Origin of the sequence: Paenibacillus konkukensis (genome assembly GCF_023523925.1) — a bacterium.
Classification (GTDB): domain Bacteria; phylum Bacillota; class Bacilli; order Paenibacillales; family NBRC-103111; genus Paenibacillus_S; species Paenibacillus_S doosanensis.
Genome location: NZ_CP027059.1, coordinates 711,030 through 728,158, shown reverse-complemented (window position 1 = coordinate 728,158; position 17,129 = coordinate 711,030). Strand labels below are relative to the sequence as shown.

At 54.2% G+C, this 17,129-nt stretch carries 17 protein-coding genes, 1 pseudogene and 2 riboswitches; of the genes and pseudogenes, 11 read left to right on the top strand and 7 right to left on the bottom strand.

What is annotated here, in order from left to right:
* Positions 1-5: 5 nt before the first annotated feature.
* Positions 6-869 carry a LysR family transcriptional regulator gene (locus tag SK3146_RS03105; RefSeq protein ID WP_249863696.1) on the bottom strand — a complete coding sequence of 288 codons (864 nt, stop codon included), beginning with the start codon at positions 867-869 and terminating at the stop codon, positions 6-8.
* A gap of 139 nt (positions 870-1,008) precedes the next feature.
* On the opposite strand from SK3146_RS03105, the gene SK3146_RS03100 reads away from it, so the two are divergent.
* The 3 genes from SK3146_RS03100 to SK3146_RS03090 all read left to right on the top strand — a co-directional run bounded on the left by SK3146_RS03100 (position 1,009) and on the right by SK3146_RS03090 (position 4,924).
* Positions 1,009-1,893 carry a DMT family transporter gene (locus tag SK3146_RS03100; protein WP_249863695.1) on the top strand — a complete coding sequence of 295 codons (885 nt, stop codon included), beginning with the start codon at positions 1,009-1,011 and terminating at the stop codon, positions 1,891-1,893.
* Between the two features lie 167 nt (positions 1,894-2,060).
* On the top strand, positions 2,061-3,530 hold the full coding sequence (locus SK3146_RS03095) for a sulfatase family protein (RefSeq protein WP_249863694.1): 1,470 nt from the start codon (positions 2,061-2,063) through the stop codon (positions 3,528-3,530).
* Positions 3,531-3,559: 29 nt separating this feature from the next.
* The gene (locus SK3146_RS03090) at positions 3,560-4,924 is read left to right on the top strand and encodes a glycoside-pentoside-hexuronide (GPH):cation symporter (RefSeq protein ID WP_249863693.1); all 1,365 of its coding nucleotides are present in this window, start codon (positions 3,560-3,562) and stop codon (positions 4,922-4,924) included.
* Between the two features lie 82 nt (positions 4,925-5,006).
* On the opposite strand, the gene SK3146_RS03085 is transcribed toward SK3146_RS03090, so the two are convergent.
* The 4 genes from SK3146_RS03085 to SK3146_RS03070 form a co-directional block, all read right to left on the bottom strand.
* Entirely contained in the window at positions 5,007-6,233 is a 1,227-nt protein-coding gene (locus SK3146_RS03085; RefSeq protein WP_249863692.1) for a helix-turn-helix domain-containing protein, read from the bottom strand.
* Positions 6,234-6,450: 217 nt separating this feature from the next.
* Positions 6,451-6,630 (bottom strand): hypothetical protein, encoded by a 180-nt coding sequence (locus tag SK3146_RS03080; protein WP_249863691.1) that lies wholly within the window; start codon positions 6,628-6,630, stop codon positions 6,451-6,453.
* Between the two features lie 98 nt (positions 6,631-6,728).
* Positions 6,729-7,358, bottom strand: a complete 630-nt coding sequence (locus tag SK3146_RS03075) for a YitT family protein (protein WP_249863690.1) — start codon at positions 7,356-7,358, stop codon at positions 6,729-6,731.
* 25 nt (positions 7,359-7,383) lie between these two features.
* Positions 7,384-7,932 carry a manganese efflux pump MntP gene (locus SK3146_RS03070; protein ID WP_249863689.1) on the bottom strand — a complete coding sequence of 183 codons (549 nt, stop codon included), beginning with the start codon at positions 7,930-7,932 and terminating at the stop codon, positions 7,384-7,386.
* Positions 7,933-8,009: 77 nt separating this feature from the next.
* Positions 8,010-8,070: riboswitch (Fluoride riboswitch) on the bottom strand.
* Between the two features lie 91 nt (positions 8,071-8,161).
* A riboswitch (Fluoride riboswitch) is annotated at positions 8,162-8,222 on the top strand.
* A 200-nt stretch (positions 8,223-8,422) separates the two neighbouring features.
* On the opposite strand from SK3146_RS03070, the gene eno reads away from it, so the two are divergent.
* From eno to SK3146_RS03040, 6 genes and pseudogenes are all read left to right on the top strand, one after another.
* Positions 8,423-9,667 (top strand): phosphopyruvate hydratase, encoded by a 1,245-nt coding sequence (gene eno / locus SK3146_RS03065; protein ID WP_249863688.1) that lies wholly within the window; start codon positions 8,423-8,425, stop codon positions 9,665-9,667.
* 91 nt (positions 9,668-9,758) lie between these two features.
* On the top strand, positions 9,759-11,096 hold the full coding sequence (gene glnA / locus SK3146_RS03060) for a type I glutamate--ammonia ligase (RefSeq protein ID WP_249863687.1): 1,338 nt from the start codon (positions 9,759-9,761) through the stop codon (positions 11,094-11,096).
* Between the two features lie 86 nt (positions 11,097-11,182).
* Positions 11,183-11,587, top strand: coding sequence for a fluoride efflux transporter CrcB (gene crcB / locus SK3146_RS03055; protein WP_249863686.1), 405 nt, complete (start codon positions 11,183-11,185; stop codon positions 11,585-11,587).
* Complete coding sequence (crcB, locus tag SK3146_RS03050) at positions 11,584-11,952, top strand: fluoride efflux transporter CrcB (protein WP_249863685.1); 369 nt, start codon at positions 11,584-11,586, stop codon at positions 11,950-11,952. Before crcB (SK3146_RS03055) ends, crcB (SK3146_RS03050) begins: the two co-directional genes overlap by 4 nt.
* Positions 11,953-11,958: 6 nt before the next feature.
* Positions 11,959-12,615 carry a DUF190 domain-containing protein gene (locus SK3146_RS03045; RefSeq protein WP_249863684.1) on the top strand — a complete coding sequence of 219 codons (657 nt, stop codon included), beginning with the start codon at positions 11,959-11,961 and terminating at the stop codon, positions 12,613-12,615.
* A gap of 31 nt (positions 12,616-12,646) precedes the next feature.
* Positions 12,647-12,832: pseudogene (locus tag SK3146_RS03040) on the top strand (dihydroxy-acid dehydratase domain-containing protein); the annotation flags it as partial.
* Here the strand turns inward: SK3146_RS03040 and SK3146_RS03035 are convergent.
* A complete protein-coding gene (locus SK3146_RS03035) occupies positions 12,833-13,516 on the bottom strand; it encodes a response regulator transcription factor (protein ID WP_249863683.1) in 684 nt (227 codons plus the stop codon). It lies immediately after the preceding pseudogene.
* 18 nt (positions 13,517-13,534) lie between these two features.
* Complete coding sequence (locus tag SK3146_RS03030; protein WP_249863682.1) at positions 13,535-14,704, bottom strand: sensor histidine kinase; 1,170 nt, start codon at positions 14,702-14,704, stop codon at positions 13,535-13,537.
* 213 nt (positions 14,705-14,917) lie between these two features.
* Here SK3146_RS03030 and SK3146_RS03025 point away from each other — a divergent pair, with 213 nt between their 5' ends.
* The gene (locus tag SK3146_RS03025; protein ID WP_249863681.1) at positions 14,918-15,445 is read left to right on the top strand and encodes a CcdC protein domain-containing protein; all 528 of its coding nucleotides are present in this window, start codon (positions 14,918-14,920) and stop codon (positions 15,443-15,445) included.
* 150 nt (positions 15,446-15,595) lie between these two features.
* Positions 15,596-17,053: an MDR family MFS transporter gene (locus SK3146_RS03020; RefSeq protein ID WP_249863680.1), complete on the top strand. Its 1,458-nt coding sequence runs from the start codon at positions 15,596-15,598 to the stop codon at positions 17,051-17,053.
* The last annotated feature ends 76 nt before the right edge of the window (positions 17,054-17,129 follow it).

Sequence of the window (17,129 nt, the reverse complement as noted above, 5' to 3'; positions counted from 1 at the left end):
TCGGCTCAGGAAGCGCCCGGTTCCGGCAGCATCTCGATGAAAGCGCGCAGCGCGCTGCTGACGAAGGAGTCCTTGCGGATGACGAATTCGGTCTTCATCCGCCGCAGCGGCTCGGGGAACGGATGCGCCCGCAAGGAGCCCTCCGCTTCCTGCTTGGCAATGACGGCCTGCGGCAGCAGGGAAATGCCGAGTCCCGCGGATACGCCGCCGATGATTGCCTCCAGCGTGCCGAATTCCATAATGACCGATTGCGGCAAATCGTTGGCGCGCAGCCATTGCTCGAGAAGCTCGCGGTATGTGCACCCGGCGCCGAGCGTAACGATCGGCTTCGTCATCGCCTCTTCGAGGCTCAAGACGGAAGCGGCCGATGCGATGACGAGCTCCTCCTCGAAGGCGGGCATCGCCAGCAGCTCGGGATGGGTGCACTCGCATCCGATGAAGGCGCCGTCGAGCTCGAAGCGCAGCACCTTCTCGATCAGCTGCGCCGTAGGCGCTGTCGAGAGCGACAGCAGCACGTTCGGGTAATGCCCGTAATAGGCGGTTAACAGCTTCGGCAGCCTTACGGCTGCCGCGGTTTGCGTGGAACCGATCATCAGAGGGCCGGCGGGCTCGGTCTTGGATGACAGCGCCTTGCCCGCTTCGTCCAGCAGGCCGACAATCTTGTCGGCATAATTCAGCAGCAGCTTGCCGCTGGCTGAGAGCGTCATCCCGCGGTTGTGGCGCTGGAACAGCTCGGTGCCGAGCTCGGATTCCAAATGCCGCACCCGGGCGGTCACATTCGATTGAACATAGCCTAATTGCTGGGCGGCTCTGGAGACTGACCCTTCGCGGGCCACGATTTGAAATATGCGCAGGTCGGCGCTTTCCATTCGTATTCGCACCTCTTTCCATGGTCATCGGCTTTTTTTGGTATCACAAATCGTGATACTCAATATCTATAACAATCATTATACATAATATCCATCCTCCGTTACAATAAACTCATTCTTTTCAACGGAGGGATTCGGCATGAACAAGTACAAATATGTGGGATTGGTCGTTCTTACCACATTCATTATGGGTATCGCGTTTCCGGTCGGCAAGATCGGGATGGACTATGCGCCGCCGTTTTTTCTAATGGGGCTTCGCTACGTGCTCGCCGGAGGGCTGCTCGCCCTGATCGCCGCCCGCAAGCCGCAGCCCCGCGGCATGAAGCAATGGGGCAGAGCCGCCGTCATCGGCCTCTTTCAGTCGGCCGGAGTGATGGGCTGCGTCTACTACAGCATGCGCTGGGTGACGTCAAGCGAGTCGGCGATCATTACATTCATGAACCCGCTGCTGGTTATCGTGCTCGGCACGCTCTTCACCGGCGCGTCGTACCGCAGAAGACAGTGGCTCGGCGTGCTGGCGGGCTTTATCGGCGTCGTTCTGACCTTCGGACTTCATTTCGAATTCCGTCCCGGGCTGCTGATCTGTTTCGCCGGAGCCGTATGTTTCGCCGCGGCCACGCTGCTGATCAAACGCTGGGGCGCCGCTTTCGATATGACGGTGCTTGCCGCCTATCAAATGGCGGCCGGAGGAATCGCGCTCCTTCTGCTTAGCACTATGACGGAGCGCCCGCATTTCGAGATGACCGTGACATCGGTCGCGGTGCTGGTGTGGCTCGTCGTAATCTGCTCCATCGTGCAGTTTACGGTTTGGTTTTACCTGCTGCAAAGCGGCGATCCCGCCAAAACGAGCTCGTTTCTGTTCCTCGCGCCGTTATTCGGAGTGCTCACCAGCTGGCTGCTGCTCGGAGAAAACATCCGCTGGTACGTCGGCCTGGGCGGGGCATGGATCGCCTTCGGGATTTTTCTGGTCAATTGGGAAGTTCGCTCAACAAGCCGCATTTTGCCGCAGCGTCCGGCAAAGTGACGGCTTTTTTTGCCGGTGGAGAAAAATAACAAAGAATCGATTCCAAAAATATTAGAATAATACCATAAATTCAAAACGGTTTTGATTAAGATGAGAGCGTAAACTTGATGAAAGCGGTTAATCGAACAAACGAATGGAAAGGAATGATTCTAATGTCACAACAGCATATGAACTTTGTGTTTTTTTTCCCGGACGAAATGCGGGCGGAAAGTATCGGCTGCTACGGTCACCCGTTAGTCAAGACCCCGCATATGGATAATCTAGCCGCAGAGGGAGTGCGGTTCGATCAATGCCATGTGCAAAATACCGTCTGCTCGCCGTCCCGCTGCAGCCTGATGACCGGACTGTACCCGCATGTGTCCGGGCACCGGACGCTATGGCATTTGCTGCGGCCGCATGAGCCGAGCCTGTTCCGTTATTTGAAGCAAGCCGGTTATCAGATAAAATGGTTCGGCAAAAATCATACGTACTGCAACGAATATTTGGAGGAAATATTGGGAGAGGAAGCGTATCAGACCAGAGAAGAGCTGGAGAGATCGATGCGCGGCGAGTTCCGCTACGAAAATCCGTTTGATCCGGACGATGAACGATTTTACAGCTTTTTGCTGAAGCCGCATTCCGAAGGCGGGCAGAAGCCTACGGAAACCGAGCTGAGCGTGGAGAAGGCGATCCGCTTCCTGCAATCGGACGAAGCGCGCGAGAAGCCGTTCGTCCTGTTCCTGCCGACGCTGCAGCCGCATGCCCCGTACGTCGTGCCGGAGCCTTATTACAGCATGTACGATCCGGAAGCGCTGGCCCCGCTGAAGCCGTCCGGGCTGCCGGACAAACCGTCGTATCATGAGCTGATCCGTTCTTACCGCAGGCTGGACCGGATTACCGACGATACGCTGCGCAAGATTCAAGCGATTTATTTGGGAATGATCAGCTATGTGGACGATCAATTCGGGCGGTTAATGGAGGCGCTTTCTTCTCACGGATGGGAAGACAATACGACGGTAATCGTTTCATCGGATCACGGCGACTATGCCGGGGATTACGGATTGGTGGAGAAATGGCCTAATGCGATGGAGGATTGTCTGACCCGCGTGCCCCTGATCGTGCGCGCTCCGGGCAACCGCCAAGGGCATGTCGTCCGCGAACAGGTGGAGCTGTTCGACATTATGCCGACGATGCTGGAGCTGGCCGGCACGCGGGCGGAGCACGACCATTTCGCCGTCTCCCTCGTCCCGCAGCTGTTCGGAGCGGCCGGCGATCCGGAGCGGGCGGTGTTTGCCGACGGAGGCTATAACAAGCGAGAGCCGCACTGCTTTGAAGGCGATCCGGTTCGGGACGCCTGGTTCGCGAACAATCCGGACAGCTTTTATTGGCCCAAGGCACGGCAGCAGCAGGAGCATCCGGATAGCGTATGCCGCGCTACGATGCTAAGAACGATGCAGTATAAGCTGGTGAAGCGGACCGATGACGCAAGCGAGCTGTACGACTTGCAAAGCGATCCCGGCGAGCTGCACAACGTATATGACGATGCTTCCTACGCCGATATCCGGCGGCAGCTGGAGCAGAGGATGCTCGAATGGTATATCGAAACATCGGACATCGTTCCCCGTGACAGCAACATGGGCATGTTTATTTTGAAATAGACCGATTTCATGGCAAAGGGGACATCATCATGGCCAGCCGATTGAACTATAAGCAGGTGTTCAGTTACGCATCCGGCAATTTCGGGCTTAATTTGTTTTTCAGCTCCATCTCCACCTATCTGCTCTATTTCTATACCGACAATATGGGCATTACCGCGGCAGCGGCGGGCACGCTGATGTTCGTGGCCCAACTGGTCAATTTGGTGACCAATCCGCTGATGGGTGTGCTGGTCGACCGGACGAACACGCGCTGGGGGAAATTCCGTCCGTATTTTTTGTTCGGCTGCGTGCCTTTGGCCGTTATCGGGCTGCTTGTGTTCACCGTTCCGAGTACGGACGCATCCGGTAAAATTGTGTACGCCTACATTACGTACATTCTGTTCAACGTCATCTATTCGATTATTAACATTCCGTACAGCTCGACGCTTGCGGCGATGTCGGACGATTACTACGCCCGCTCCCGCATTTCCTCGATCAAAGTATTCCTCGGCCAATTCGGCGGACTGATCGTCAGCAGCGCCACCTTGCCGATGATTCATTCGTTCTCCACGGAAGCCGGCGGTTTCCACGCGGTATATACGATGTACGGGGCCGTTCTTGTGGTCACGATGCTGATTACTTTTTTCGGCACCCGCGGGGTCGGGCACCGGCCTCCTGTGAAGCCGCAAGCAGGGGGAGAGAATGCGCCTCAGCTGACGCTGGCGAATCAGCTGAAGACGGTGCTGCTGAACAAATATTTGCTGTGGCTTCTCCTGTTTATTTTGGTGAATACGCTGTCCCTGTCTACGAAAAACGCCGCATCGCTATACTTTTTTAAATATAACGTCGGCAATGCGGATCTGTTCTCGGTGTACTCGCTTGTCGGCTTCACGATTCAAATTATCGGCATTTTGCTCAATCCGCTGCTGGTAGCCAAATGGGGCAAGCGCAATGTCGGCATCATCAGCCAGACGATCGTGATCGTCGGTCTGGCAGGCTTTTATATGCTGCATTCAAGCATGGAGTCGATTTTCTTCTTCGGAGGCATCAGCTATCTCGGCTTCGGCCTGACGGTTCCGCTGCTCTGGGCGATGGTGCCCGATACGATCGAATACGGCACGTGGCGCACCGGAGTCCGTTCCGAAGGTACGATCTATTCGGCCTTTATCTTCGTGCAGCTGCTGTCGCAGGCGGTCGGCTCGAAAATATCGGGCGCGATACTGACGGCCATCGGGTATGTGCCCAATGCGGCGCAAACCGCCGGAGCGCTCCATGGCATTCTGGTGATGGTCACCGTGATCCCGATCGCCGGCTCGATCATCGGTATCGCCGTACTCGCCTTCTACAAGCTGGACGACAAAACGTTCAAGCGGTACGTCAGCGAAATCGAGGCGAGAACAACGACGCTGTCTTAGCCCCAAGAGGCTTTTCCGCTCACGGTCTGATATATTCAGCCGCGGGGGCGGAGAGCCTCTTTTGTCTGCCTTGTCTGCCGCATCACGATTCGGGAGAAAGCCGGGAGCGGTATTGCTTCGGCGTCGCATGGGCGTACTTTTTGAACACCTTGGTGAAATAGCTTTGATCGTTGAAGTTAAGGCGCGAGCAAATTTCCGCCAAGGTCAGGGAGCTGAGCCGCAGCAGCTTTTTGGCTTCCTCGATTTTTTCCTTCTGTATATATTCGCTGACGGACAGGCCGAGTTCTTTTTTGAACAGCTGGGATAAATAGTTGGGATGCAGACCGGCCATACCGGCGAGACCGGCAAGCGTAATGTCTTCGTACAGATGATTGAAAATATAGTTGATGCAGGTCAGCACCGTTTTGGAGTAGGAGGCTTCCCGCACCTGCTTGACCCGGCCGGCAAATTCCGCGAACATCTCGTTGCGTTTTTTGATCACCTCGGTGACCGTCGTCAGCTCCTCGATTTGCTGTATATAAATATCGCTCATCGTCCGCGCCACCTCGCTGTTCAACCCGCCGTCGATCGCCGCCCGCGTAGCCAGGGTGACCGAGCAGATCGAGAAGTTTTTGGCGTTGCGCACCAAGCTTTTCTTCGCCAGTACGGCGGGCTGCTGGGGATGGGCGGCGATTTGCTTGCGCAGCTGTTCTGTCTGTCCCTCGCGGATCAACTGCATTAGCGTCCGCTCGTACTGGAGGTCGGGGTGGAGCAGCAGCTTGTCCCGTTGATGGATTAAGGCGAGATCGACATTGTCGCTTACTTTCGCGCCGCCGTCCTCACTCCAGGATACGTCCGCAATATGTTCGGGCCGCAGCTCGATTTTATACAATACATAATAAAATAATTGGCAGGCGTGCTGCAGCTGTTCTTTGCGCATCAAGGGGACCGTCTGAAAATGGCGCATCCATTCGCCGCGGTTTTTAAAGCTCTGATTGTAATCGTTCAATAACCCGGAAATTATATCGTCCGTCGCTTCCCGGAATGTAACGGGACCGAGTACGAACAGGCCGCCGTCCGGCTCATGCGGCAGGGTCGCATAATATTCGATGCCGTTCAGCGTGAGCATCGCCGGCTTATCCGTCGGCTTGGCCGCGCCGAGAAGCGCTTCGCCGTCATCCCTGCCTCCTGGAAATTGCAGTGTCTGCTGGTCGGGATAATGAAACGACACACCTTCCGCAGGGTGAAGATAATGGACGGGCAGGCCGACAGCGGCGTAAAACAGCCTGCATATCGTTTGCAATTCGGTGATATTAAACATGGGGTTCATGGCGGCGGGACGGCCTCCTTCGTGCTAATGGCGGATGGATCGATACGCAATTCGTTCGATTCCATTATACCAAATCGGCGGAGCGCAGCCGCAATCTTTTGCAGCGTTCATACCGGGTTCGCTCCGGGTGATCGGGGAGGCAGGGACGGGAGGCGGGAGTCGTCCGAAGGCCCTGGATGTCGGACGCTCCGCGCTCGCTGAGTACTCCGTTTTTTTATCATAAGTCATGATCATGACTCAATCGTTTGTAGCGGGAATTGGCTTGAGCGATGATTTCCATTGCCTTGTCGAAATACAGCTCGACTTCTTCTTTGGTATCGGCGTGATCCATTCTATCCAGAAAATATAAATATATTTTATATTGATCTGGCGGCAAATTAGTTTTCATTTCCGGCAATTCCGGTTCACCTCCTTTTTTTTCCATTATATACGGCCCAATGAACGATGGTGCATGAACGTCAAATCCGTAAAGATCAACGGCTTCACAATAGGGATTTATTTATTGCGCTTGGGCGGCAGAGGGAGGGGGCGCCAATCCGAACGTTCGAACGCGGAAGCGTCGAAGGTAAACAAGCCGGTGACGACACTCACGGCCATAATCATAATCGCAGACAGCAGGAGCGGGTCATCGCTAAGAATGAATGCTTGAAGGCCGATAATTAATGCATCGATAAATAGAACGGCAATGCCTACGTTGATCGAGAAGAACTCCGATAAGAACAAGCCGAGAAGATCGGAGCCTTCCGTGCTTATTTTGTGCCGAAGCATGAGGCCCGAACCGGCGCCGACCAGCACGCCTCCGGCAATCGAACAAAATAAAGGGTCCATATGACTGCCGATGCCCGCTTGCTCCAAATATCGGAGCATGTCGAGAGCAAGGGAAGAGACAAGCAGCCCGAGGACACTGTTGTAAAAGTAGGAGCGGCGGCGGAACCAGGCGTAAATATAAACGGGAATGCTGCAGACCAGGTTGGTCCAGCCTACGTGATAATCCAGCAAATAATTAAAAAGCAAGGCGATGCCGATAAATCCGCCGTCCAGAAGCTTATGAGGGATAAGGAAAAAATTAATGCCGACGGACAGCAGGAAGGAGCCGAGCAGTATGGCGAATAATTTGGCGATCACGATCGTCCCCTCCTTGAATGTTTTGTCAAAACCACCGAAGTCCGAATGCGATTAAAATAACGCCGCCCGCGGTTTCCGCATATTCGCCGAAAATACCTCTGAAATGCTGCCCGAGAAATAATCCGGCGGCCGTAAGCAAAGCTCCGCTGAGACCGATTAAAGTGACCGTCAGCCAAATATCGAGATTGAGCATCCCGAGCCCGAGCCCCGCCGATAAAGCGTCGATGCTGGCTCCCAGCGCAAATACAAGGATTCGCCATCCGTGCAGAGGAATAAGAGGGGTACTGCGTGTATTTCGGTTCGAGACGGAATGATATACGATCATGAGTCCCAGCCCGATTAAGAGCAGCGCTCCGATTCTTATGACGAAGCTGCCGACAAACATCTTGACATACATGCCGATCCCGATGCCGATCAGCGGCATCAACAGGTGGAAGACGCCGACCGCTGCGCTGATCTCGGATATTTTTTTCCAGTGCAGTCTCATCATGCCGAAGCCGAGTCCCAACGAGAAGGCATCCATTCCCATTGCGAGTGCAAGAATGAGAAGCGATAGAAAGCTGCTTTGTTCCATGTAATCCATCCATCTCCTTTTCCGCCGCAGGCGAAGATTGTATAACCGAAAAAAAACAGACTCCTACCAACGTGAACACGCTGGTAGGAGTCATCAGCCTAAGAGGCGGTTACGGCGAACTCCATCGCCTATAGTTTGTTCCATTATATGCTTGTCTTTAAAAAACATTCGAGCCGGGCAAGTTAAAATTTCAGTTGACGAAAGAATGCCGCGTAAGGTAAAATAACATCAATGAATAGGCGATGGAGTTCGCCATTAACCGCCTTCGGGCTAATGACTCCTACCAACGTGTTTTTGTCGTTGGTAGGAGTCTATTTTTTTGTCCGAAAACGCCTATCCGCGGAACCCGTGTCTAATACTTTTCCTTACCGAAATGTTTCATATGCCTTTATTTCCGGAACCGTTCATACAGCGTGAATCGAATCTACGGCAGGCAACCATGAAAAGACACGTTCTATATATTTTCAATGACTATCTGGAGGTGACTGCAATGAAAGGAATCATCAAAGAATTGCGGGCAAGGGAAATTTTGGATTCAAGAGGAAATCCGACCGTAGAAGTGGACGTCATAACGGAAGAAGGAGCGATCGGCCGTGCCGCCGTACCTTCCGGCGCGTCGACGGGGGAACGGGAGGCCGTGGAGCTTCGCGACGGGGACCCGAAACGATTCGCAGGCAAGGGAGTGAGGCAGGCCGTTGCCCATGTCGAGCGCGACATTGCCGCGGCGTTAAAGGGGCGGTCGGTATTGAACCAGGCGGAGCTTGACCGCATCATGCTGGAGCTTGACGGCACCGCGAACAAAAGCAGACTGGGCGCGAATGCGATCCTGGGCGTTTCTATGGCGGCGGCGCGCGCGGCCGCTGCGGTGCAGGGCGTATCGCTATTCCGTTATCTTGGCGGAGCGCAAGGAGGCAAGCTGCCGCGGCCCTGCATGAACATTATCAATGGCGGCGCCCATGCCGACTCGAATATCGCGATCCAGGAATTTATGATCGTTCCGGTAGGCGCTCCCACTGTAGCGGAAGGAATCCGCTTCGGCGCGGAAGTGTACCATACCTTGAAATCGATTTTGAAAAGCAAGGGACTGGTGACTTCCGTAGGCGACGAAGGAGGCTTCGCCCCCCGTTTGGCTTCCAGCGAAGAGGCGATTCAATGCATCGTGCAGGCGATCGAGCAGTCCGGATATAAGGCGGGCGAACATATTGCCATTGCGCTGGACCCGGCCGCAAGCGAGTTTTACAAAGAAGGAGCCTATCATTTTGAAGGCAAAGTCATGGATTCCGCTCAAATGATTCAGTATTATGAATCGCTGGTTGACAAATACCCGATTATATCGATCGAGGACGGCTTGTCGGAGCATGATTGGGCGGGCTGGAAGCTTCTGACCGAAAGACTGGGAGGGCGCATTCAACTGGTAGGAGACGATATCTTCGTCACCAATCCCCAAATCTTTGCCGAGGGCATCGCGCAAAAGATCGGGAACGCCATATTAATCAAGCTGAATCAAATCGGCACGGTCAGCGAAACGCTGCAAACGATCCAAATGGCCAAAGAAGCCGGTTACGGCATCATGATTTCGCATCGCTCCGGGGAAACCGAGGATACGTTTATTTCTGATCTCGCTGTCGCGACCAACGCGGGTCAGATGAAAACGGGCGCTTTGTCCCGAAGCGAACGGCTGAGCAAATACAACCAGCTGATCCGTATCGAAGAAGAGCTGTACGGCCATAGATAAACCTTACGGCAAGCTGTCTATCCAAGCCATACATGGAAAAAGCCGTTTGAACGAATAAATATAAAGTAAGACGCGGAGAGGAAGAGACTGTATGTCAAACCGTCATTTTTCTAAAGAAGATATTTTGCGCATTGCTCAAGAACAACACGTTCGTTTCATTCGCTTGCAGTTCACCGATTTGCTGGGGACGATTAAAAATGTGGAAATTCCCGTGAGCCAGCTGGAAAAAGCGCTGGACAACAAGATCATGTTCGACGGTTCCTCCATAGAAGGCTACGTGCGGATTGAAGAATCGGATATGTACTTATTTCCGGATCTGAATACATGGGTTATTTTTCCATGGGTGACGGACGGCAAGGTGGGCAGACTCATTTGCGATGTTTACATGCCCGACGGCACGCCGTTTGCCGGAGATCCGCGGGGGATACTGAAGCGCTGCTTGACGGAAGCGCACGATATGGGATTCGATTCGATGAATGTCGGCCCGGAGCCGGAGTTTTTCTTATTTAAAACGGATTCGCACGGGAACCCGACGCTCGAACTGAACGATCAGGGAGGATACTTCGACCTGGCTCCTACGGATTTAGGAGAAAACTGCCGCAGAGACATCGTCTTAACGTTGGAGGAAATGGGATTTGAAATCGAGGCGTCTCACCACGAGGTGGCCCCGGGTCAGCATGAAATCGATTTTAAATATGCCGATGCGGTGACCGCGGCGGATCAGATTCAAACGTTCAAGCTCGTCGTCAAGACGATCGCCAGACAGCACGGCCTGCATGCCACCTTCATGCCCAAGCCGCTGTTCGGCGTTAACGGTTCGGGAATGCACTGCCATCAATCGCTGTTCAACGGCCAGCATAACGCCTTTTACGACGAGAGCGACGGCCTGGGCTTAAGCGCGACGGCCCGTCATTACATGGCCGGAATTTTGCGGCATGCCCGCGCTTTCGCAGCGATTACGAATCCGACCGTCAATTCGTACAAACGACTCGTTCCCGGATATGAAGCGCCTTGCTATGTCGCTTGGTCGGCGAGCAACCGTAGCCCGATGATCCGCATTCCCGCATCCAGAGGCTTAGGGACACGGGTCGAAGTGCGCAATCCGGACCCTGCCGCCAATCCGTACCTGGCTATGGCCGTTATGCTGAAAGCGGGACTCGACGGCATTAAACATAAGATGAAGCTGCCTCAAGCGACGGACCGCAACATTTATGTGATGTCGGAGGAGGAGCGCGAGCAGGAAGGGATTCCGAGCCTCCCCGCTTCCCTGGAGGAAGCGCTGAACGAGCTGAGACGCAGCGAAGTCGTCTGCGATGCACTTGGCGAGCATGCACTGAGCCACTTCCTTGAATTGAAAGAGATCGAATGGGATATTTTCCGTACGCATGTTCACGGCTGGGAGCGCGATCAATATCTTACACTGTATTAATTGACATGCAGAAGACAATTCCTGTCCGTTAAGGCGGGAGTTGTCTTCATAATGGAAGCCACTGGATAAAAGAGGGAATCGAAAAGATGAATATCATTGCAGTAGGTTTATTCGGAGCCGCAGGCGCTCTGCTGCGTTATCTCATGGGATTGTGGATTCACGGCTGGTGGCCGTCTCCTTTTCCGTTCGGGACGCTGATCATCAATTTGCTCGGATGCTTGATGTTGGGCTGGTTTTCCACCTGGGCAGCGTCGTTGGCGAGCTTGCCTTCATGGCTCCGTTTAGGATTTGGAACGGGGTTTGTCGGTGCGTTTACGACTTTTTCCACGTTTAGTGTGGAGACCGTCAACCTGATCCATGCCGAGTTGTGGGGAAGCGCTCTGCTCTATGTCATGTCGAGCTTCATCGGTGGCCTGGTTTTTGCTTGGGCCGGTTATGAAATCTTCCAGATCCAGCTGCGCCGGAAATCCAAAGGAGTGCAGCCGTCATGACAATCAACTTGCTTCTTGTCGCTATCGGAGGTTTTTTGGGGGCGTGCGCCCGGTACGGGTTCAGCACGTGGTTCAATAAGCGTTATCCGGCTATACTGCCGCGGGCTACGCTGCTGATCAATTTATCCGGATCGTTTTTGCTAGGACTGCTGGCCGGAGCCGCATGGGGAGACGCCGTCTATTTGCTGATCGGAACGGGGTTTATGGGGGCTTACACTACATTCTCCACCTTCAACGTCGAAAACATCCAGTTAGTTAGAAATAAGGAATGGAAAGCGCTGCTGATCTATGTTGCGGCCAGCTATGTGCTCGGACTGCTTCTTGCGTATGCGGGAATTTCGGTCGGAATGACAATGAAAGGGTGAGTGAGCATGGCAAATTCGGCATTGCTTCGGATCGTTATCGGAGAGTTCGAAGAGGGGGACAGCGAATGGGAGTTTCTGTACAAGGAAATTGTGCAGACCTTGTGGAATCACGGGATTTCCGGCGCTACCGTCATACGAACGGATGAAGGAATCGGGGAAGACAACGAATATAGGGCCGTCGTTCTCGAAGACATCGCATTCAATAATTTGCCTATCGTCATCGAGGCTGTCGACGACAAGGAACGGATCGAAGCCATGCTGCCCGAATTGAAAAAGAAGATACCGCACGGAGAAATCGTTACGATGCAAGCGATTCGTATTCTGGAGGAGGATGTACCGATGGACGATCAAGCGCATCTCATGCTGAAAGTATACTTGAAGGAACAAACTCACGGGCTCAAAACGGCAAATTATGAAGATATCTTAGGGCTGTTTCGCGAACATGAGCTCATCTGGTCCATCGTAATGCGGGGGATTGAAGGGTTCGGCAAAGATCATGTCATTCACAAGCAATCCCTCTTTTCCTTCTCCTCGAATGTGCCGGTCGTCATTGAATCGGTCGGCAAAGCGGAGGTGATCCGCGGCTTGCTGCCCAAGCTGAAGGAACAAGTACAGGATGGCTTGGTCATCGCGATCCCCGTTCAAGTAGATGCGGATCGCTAAATTCGCAATCGTTTTTTTTAGAAAGACGGCGGAAGGCGGAGACATGCTCGAGATCGATCTTGTCCGGCGGAGCATCGAGCTCTTGGTATCGGATGAGGAAATGGAGCGCCGCCGCGCCAGCTGGAACGGATTCGAGCCGAAGGTTAAGGACGGTTATTTGGCCCGGTATTCGAAGCTCGTCACTTCCGCAAGCACCGGCGGCGTTTTGAAGATTTGATCAATCCACCATGCCGCCGCGCAGCGCGGCGACCACCACTTGCGTACGGTCCTCGCAGCCGAACTTCTGCAAAATCCGATGCACGTGGGATTTGACGGTGCCTTCCGCAATGACGAGCTTTTGGGCAATTTGATCGTTGCGCAGCCCGTAAGCCATTTCTTGCAAGATTTGCTGTTCGCGGTCGGTTAGCGGCTCCAGCATCGGCGGCTTGGTGTCGGCTCCGGTCATCGCCGGGCCGGAGGCCGCCACCCGGAGCAGCGCGTTCGCGGCCAGTCCCGTCTTGTAGATGGCCTCTCCGCGAAAGGCGGAGCGTATGGCCGCGAGCATCTCTTCCACGTCCGCATCTTTCAGTAAATAACCGACTGCCCCGGCGCGAATACCTTGATAAATGTACTCCTGATCGTCGAAAGTCGTCAGAATGACGGTTTTCGTCTCCGGCCAGCGGCTCATAATTTGTTGGGTCGCTTCAATCCCCGACATCCGCGGCATTTGAATATCCATTAGGACGACGTCCGGTCTGAACTCGGCCGTTCGTTCCACCGCTTCCCGTCCATCCGAAGCTTCCCCTACGAGCTGCATGTCGGCCTGCAAGCCGATGACATAACCGAAGCCTTGGCGAATCATCGTCTGGTCGTCGGCGAGCAGTACTTTAATTTTGCTTGGCAGCCGATCTTCAAGCGTCATGATTCATCCCTCCTTGTTCTATTCTTGTTCTTGCTCATCCCGGTCCCGTTCGGCGGCGTACGGAATCGTTGCAACAATCTTCAAACCGCTCGGCTCGGCCCCAGCGATCTGAAGACTCCCGCCTTGCTCCGTCAGCCGCGTTTTCATCGTTCGCAAGCCGTATCCTTCTCTGATTTCGCAGTCGGCTTCCGCGATGCCGTTATCCCGGATCGTCATGACGAGGCAGCCGGATTCTTTCACCAGGCTGACGTCCAGCTTCGTAGCGCGGGAATGGCGAATGACGTTGGTGATCGCTTCCTGAAGTACCCTGAACAGGGTCTCGTATCCTTCCGCCGGCATATCCTCGTCGGTTAGATCGGTATGCAGCGCATACCGGATCGAAGCGGTAGCCTCCATGCGGGCGAGCAGCGATTTCAGCGCCGTAATCCCGGGGACGGAGCGGTTATCCGCAAGAGCGTGAACGGACGTGCGGATATCTTGCAGACCTTGCCGGGCCACGCTCAGCATACCGTCGAGCGATTCCCCGGCCCGCTGCGGATCGTCTTTGACCATATAGCGCAAAGCCTGCAGCTGAACGATTAACGACGTCAGGCTATGACCGACGGCGTCGTGAATGTCTCGGGCGATCCGCGTCCGCTCCTCCAGCACCGCGTACTGCATCGCCGTAGCGGACGCCTGCTGCAATTGGTCGTACGCATCCTGAAGCTCCGCCAGATGGCGTTTGTTCATTTCATTCATCTGGTTGCGCTGCATGCGGCTTCGTATGAAGAAATAAAGCACGGCCGCAAAGAAAATGAAGGAAATAATGCTGAATAAGTCATCGCGCCCGAAGCGGGCGTAGATGGCGGCGGTAACGAGCACAACCATCACGGCGGGAGCCTGGGTTCGGGATAAGGACAGGCGCACGGCCGCGGCGAACAGCAGAATGGCTACGAAATAAATCAGCTTGATTTCCTGAAACCAGACCAGCCCGACTGCCGTCTCCAGCAGCACGATGCCTAGAGCGGCGGTCGTCAGCGATTTGGTCCGGCGCGTCTTGGGAATAAACAGGATGACGGTGAAGCTCGCCCATACGACGAGATTCAATGCCGTTTGAAGCGGCTCGCCTTGAAATAAGCGATTGGCGTTCATTAGAAAAAACAATACGGCGGAGCCGGCCGCCGGCTTGCCGTAGGCAGCGTAATTCATCGTGACTCCTCCCTTGTATGCTAAGCCGAGTACGCCACTTCATTGTGCCTCGCAAAACGATAAATTTCAATCCGCCGCAGCGTTTTTATCGCAAAATCTATCTGCAGATAGAGAAGCGCCGTTGTCAAGATCTATCTGCAGTTAGTCGATCAAAGCAGGCGCAGAAGGTAACATAGAAGACATGAATCGACATTTCAAGGGGGGCGTAACATCATGTCATTGCAAGCTTTGATTATAGCAGCGGTATGTATTTTTATTGTGTATAGAATCGTTCAGCGGGTTCGCCGTACGATAGGCTGGCAGCAGCTCAATCCGGGGAAAATGCGGACGGTTACGGTTATATTAAGCGTCGTCGGTCTTATTTTCCTCGCGCAGGGCGCTCTTCATCTCGTCAGCATCGTTTCGGACGGGATCGGATTGATGATAGGGGTTGTCCTCGCGTACTACGGAGCGGAGATGACCCGGTTCGAGCGGCGCGGCGCCGACTTGTTTTACCGGACTAACATTTGGATTGGGAGCGTCGTTACTGCGCTCTTCCTGGGACGTCTCGCTTACCGTGTTTACGGGATGTACGCGATGAGTCAATCCGGCGGTCTGCAGCAGGGAGGAGGCATGATGGACAGCCTGCGGCAAATGAGCGGCGGCTGGACGTCGGGTTTCATGCTTATTATGTTCGCTTATTATATCGCCTACAACCTGATTTTGCTGCGCAAGCAAAAATATGCGGCATCGCGGGCGTAACCGGAAGCAGTAGAGCCTCAAAGGAAATATCATCCTTCGTTTATATTCAGTTTATATTTATATCGTAGTCTGGGGATAATCCATTATTGATTGAGGTGACTTCCCATCGAAAGGAAAAACAATAAAGCTCTGGTCCTAACCGGTTTACTATTGGGACTCATATTCGCAGAGCTGGACGAAACTATCGTATCCACCGCTATGCCGACGATTATCCGCGAGCTTCACGGATTATCCTTATATGGCTGGGTTGCCGGCATTTACATGCTCGCCGTAACCATGTTCATGCCGATTTTGGGCAAGCTGGCCGATTTGTACGGACGCAAACGCGTTTATCTGGCCTGCATGGCGTTGTTTATCGGGGGCTCGATCGTCAGCGGGCTGGCCCCGTCGATGACCTTCCTGCTGCTCGGCCGCGGAATCCAAGGCATCGGCGCCGGAGGACTGATGCCGCTTGCGCTGGTTATCATCGGCGAGACGTATCCGCTGGAGCAGCGGGCCAAAATTCAGAGTCTCTTCGGGCCGCTGATGATTTTGCCTCAACTGCTAGGTCCTACGGTCGGAGGCTACCTTGTCAGCCATGTCAGCTGGCATTGGGTATTCCTGATCAATATTCCCGTCGGTCTGCTCGCCGCTGCGGTACTGGCTATGGGACTCACAGAAACGCGAGGCGAAGGGAAGAAATCGATCGATTGGGCCGGAGCGACCGCGCTCATTGCGGCGTTAATGTCGCTGCTGCTCGCTCCGGTCTTGGTCGACAACCAAGGATATTCCTGGTCGTCCCCGATCGTTCTTGGCCTGCTTGCGTTCTCGGCCCTTATGATCGTTCTGCTCGTCCGGATCGAAGCGAAAGCAAAGGAGCCGATCATCCCGCTGCATCTGTTTGCGAACCGGAATGTCGTCGTATTGTCCGCGCTGGTCTTTATTCTTATGCTCGGCATGATGGGGAGCATCGCTTCGTTCCCGTTTTTCGCGCAAAATGTGATGGGGCTGACGCCGACCGCTTCCGGCTATATGACGCTCGCTTTTATGGCCGGGGCGATTCCGTCGAGCATCGTCAACGGCTTCCTGATTACGAAGGTCGCTTACCGGAACTTATTTATCGGCTCTTTCGTGCTGCCGATCATCGGATTTTTCTTGCTGACGCAAATTCATGTGAGCACGACCGTCTTGTTTATCGTCGTCAGCTTCTTTATTCTTGGCGTCGGTCTCGGCGCATTATTCGGCGGCGACAATCTGATCGTGCAGGAATCGGTGGACAAAAAAGACAGCGGCATAGCGCTTTCCACCGTACAGCTGTTCCAGTCGCTCGGAGCTACGATCGGATTAAGCGTATTCGGCAGCCTGCTGTCCCGGCATATTAAAACCGGCGTCGAGCAGCTGAGCGATCAGCTGCCGCCCGGTACGGCCGATCATATCGAAACGGGCGGGATTCCCGCCGGGCTTTCCGCCGATGTGGTGGAACAGATCAAGACGGCTTTCACCCATGCGTTCCAAAATATGTTCTCGATTTCGCTCTTCTTCGTAATCGCCGCCTTCTTCATCTGCTGGTTTTTGAAGAAGGAAGTGCTGTCGAAGCGGGAGGAGGGGACGGAAGAAGCGGCCGCATAATCGATGGGGCTGCGAAAATAAGGTGAGGTTTGACCGCAGGCGATGCGGCCGACCTCGCCTTATTTTTTGCGTGCGG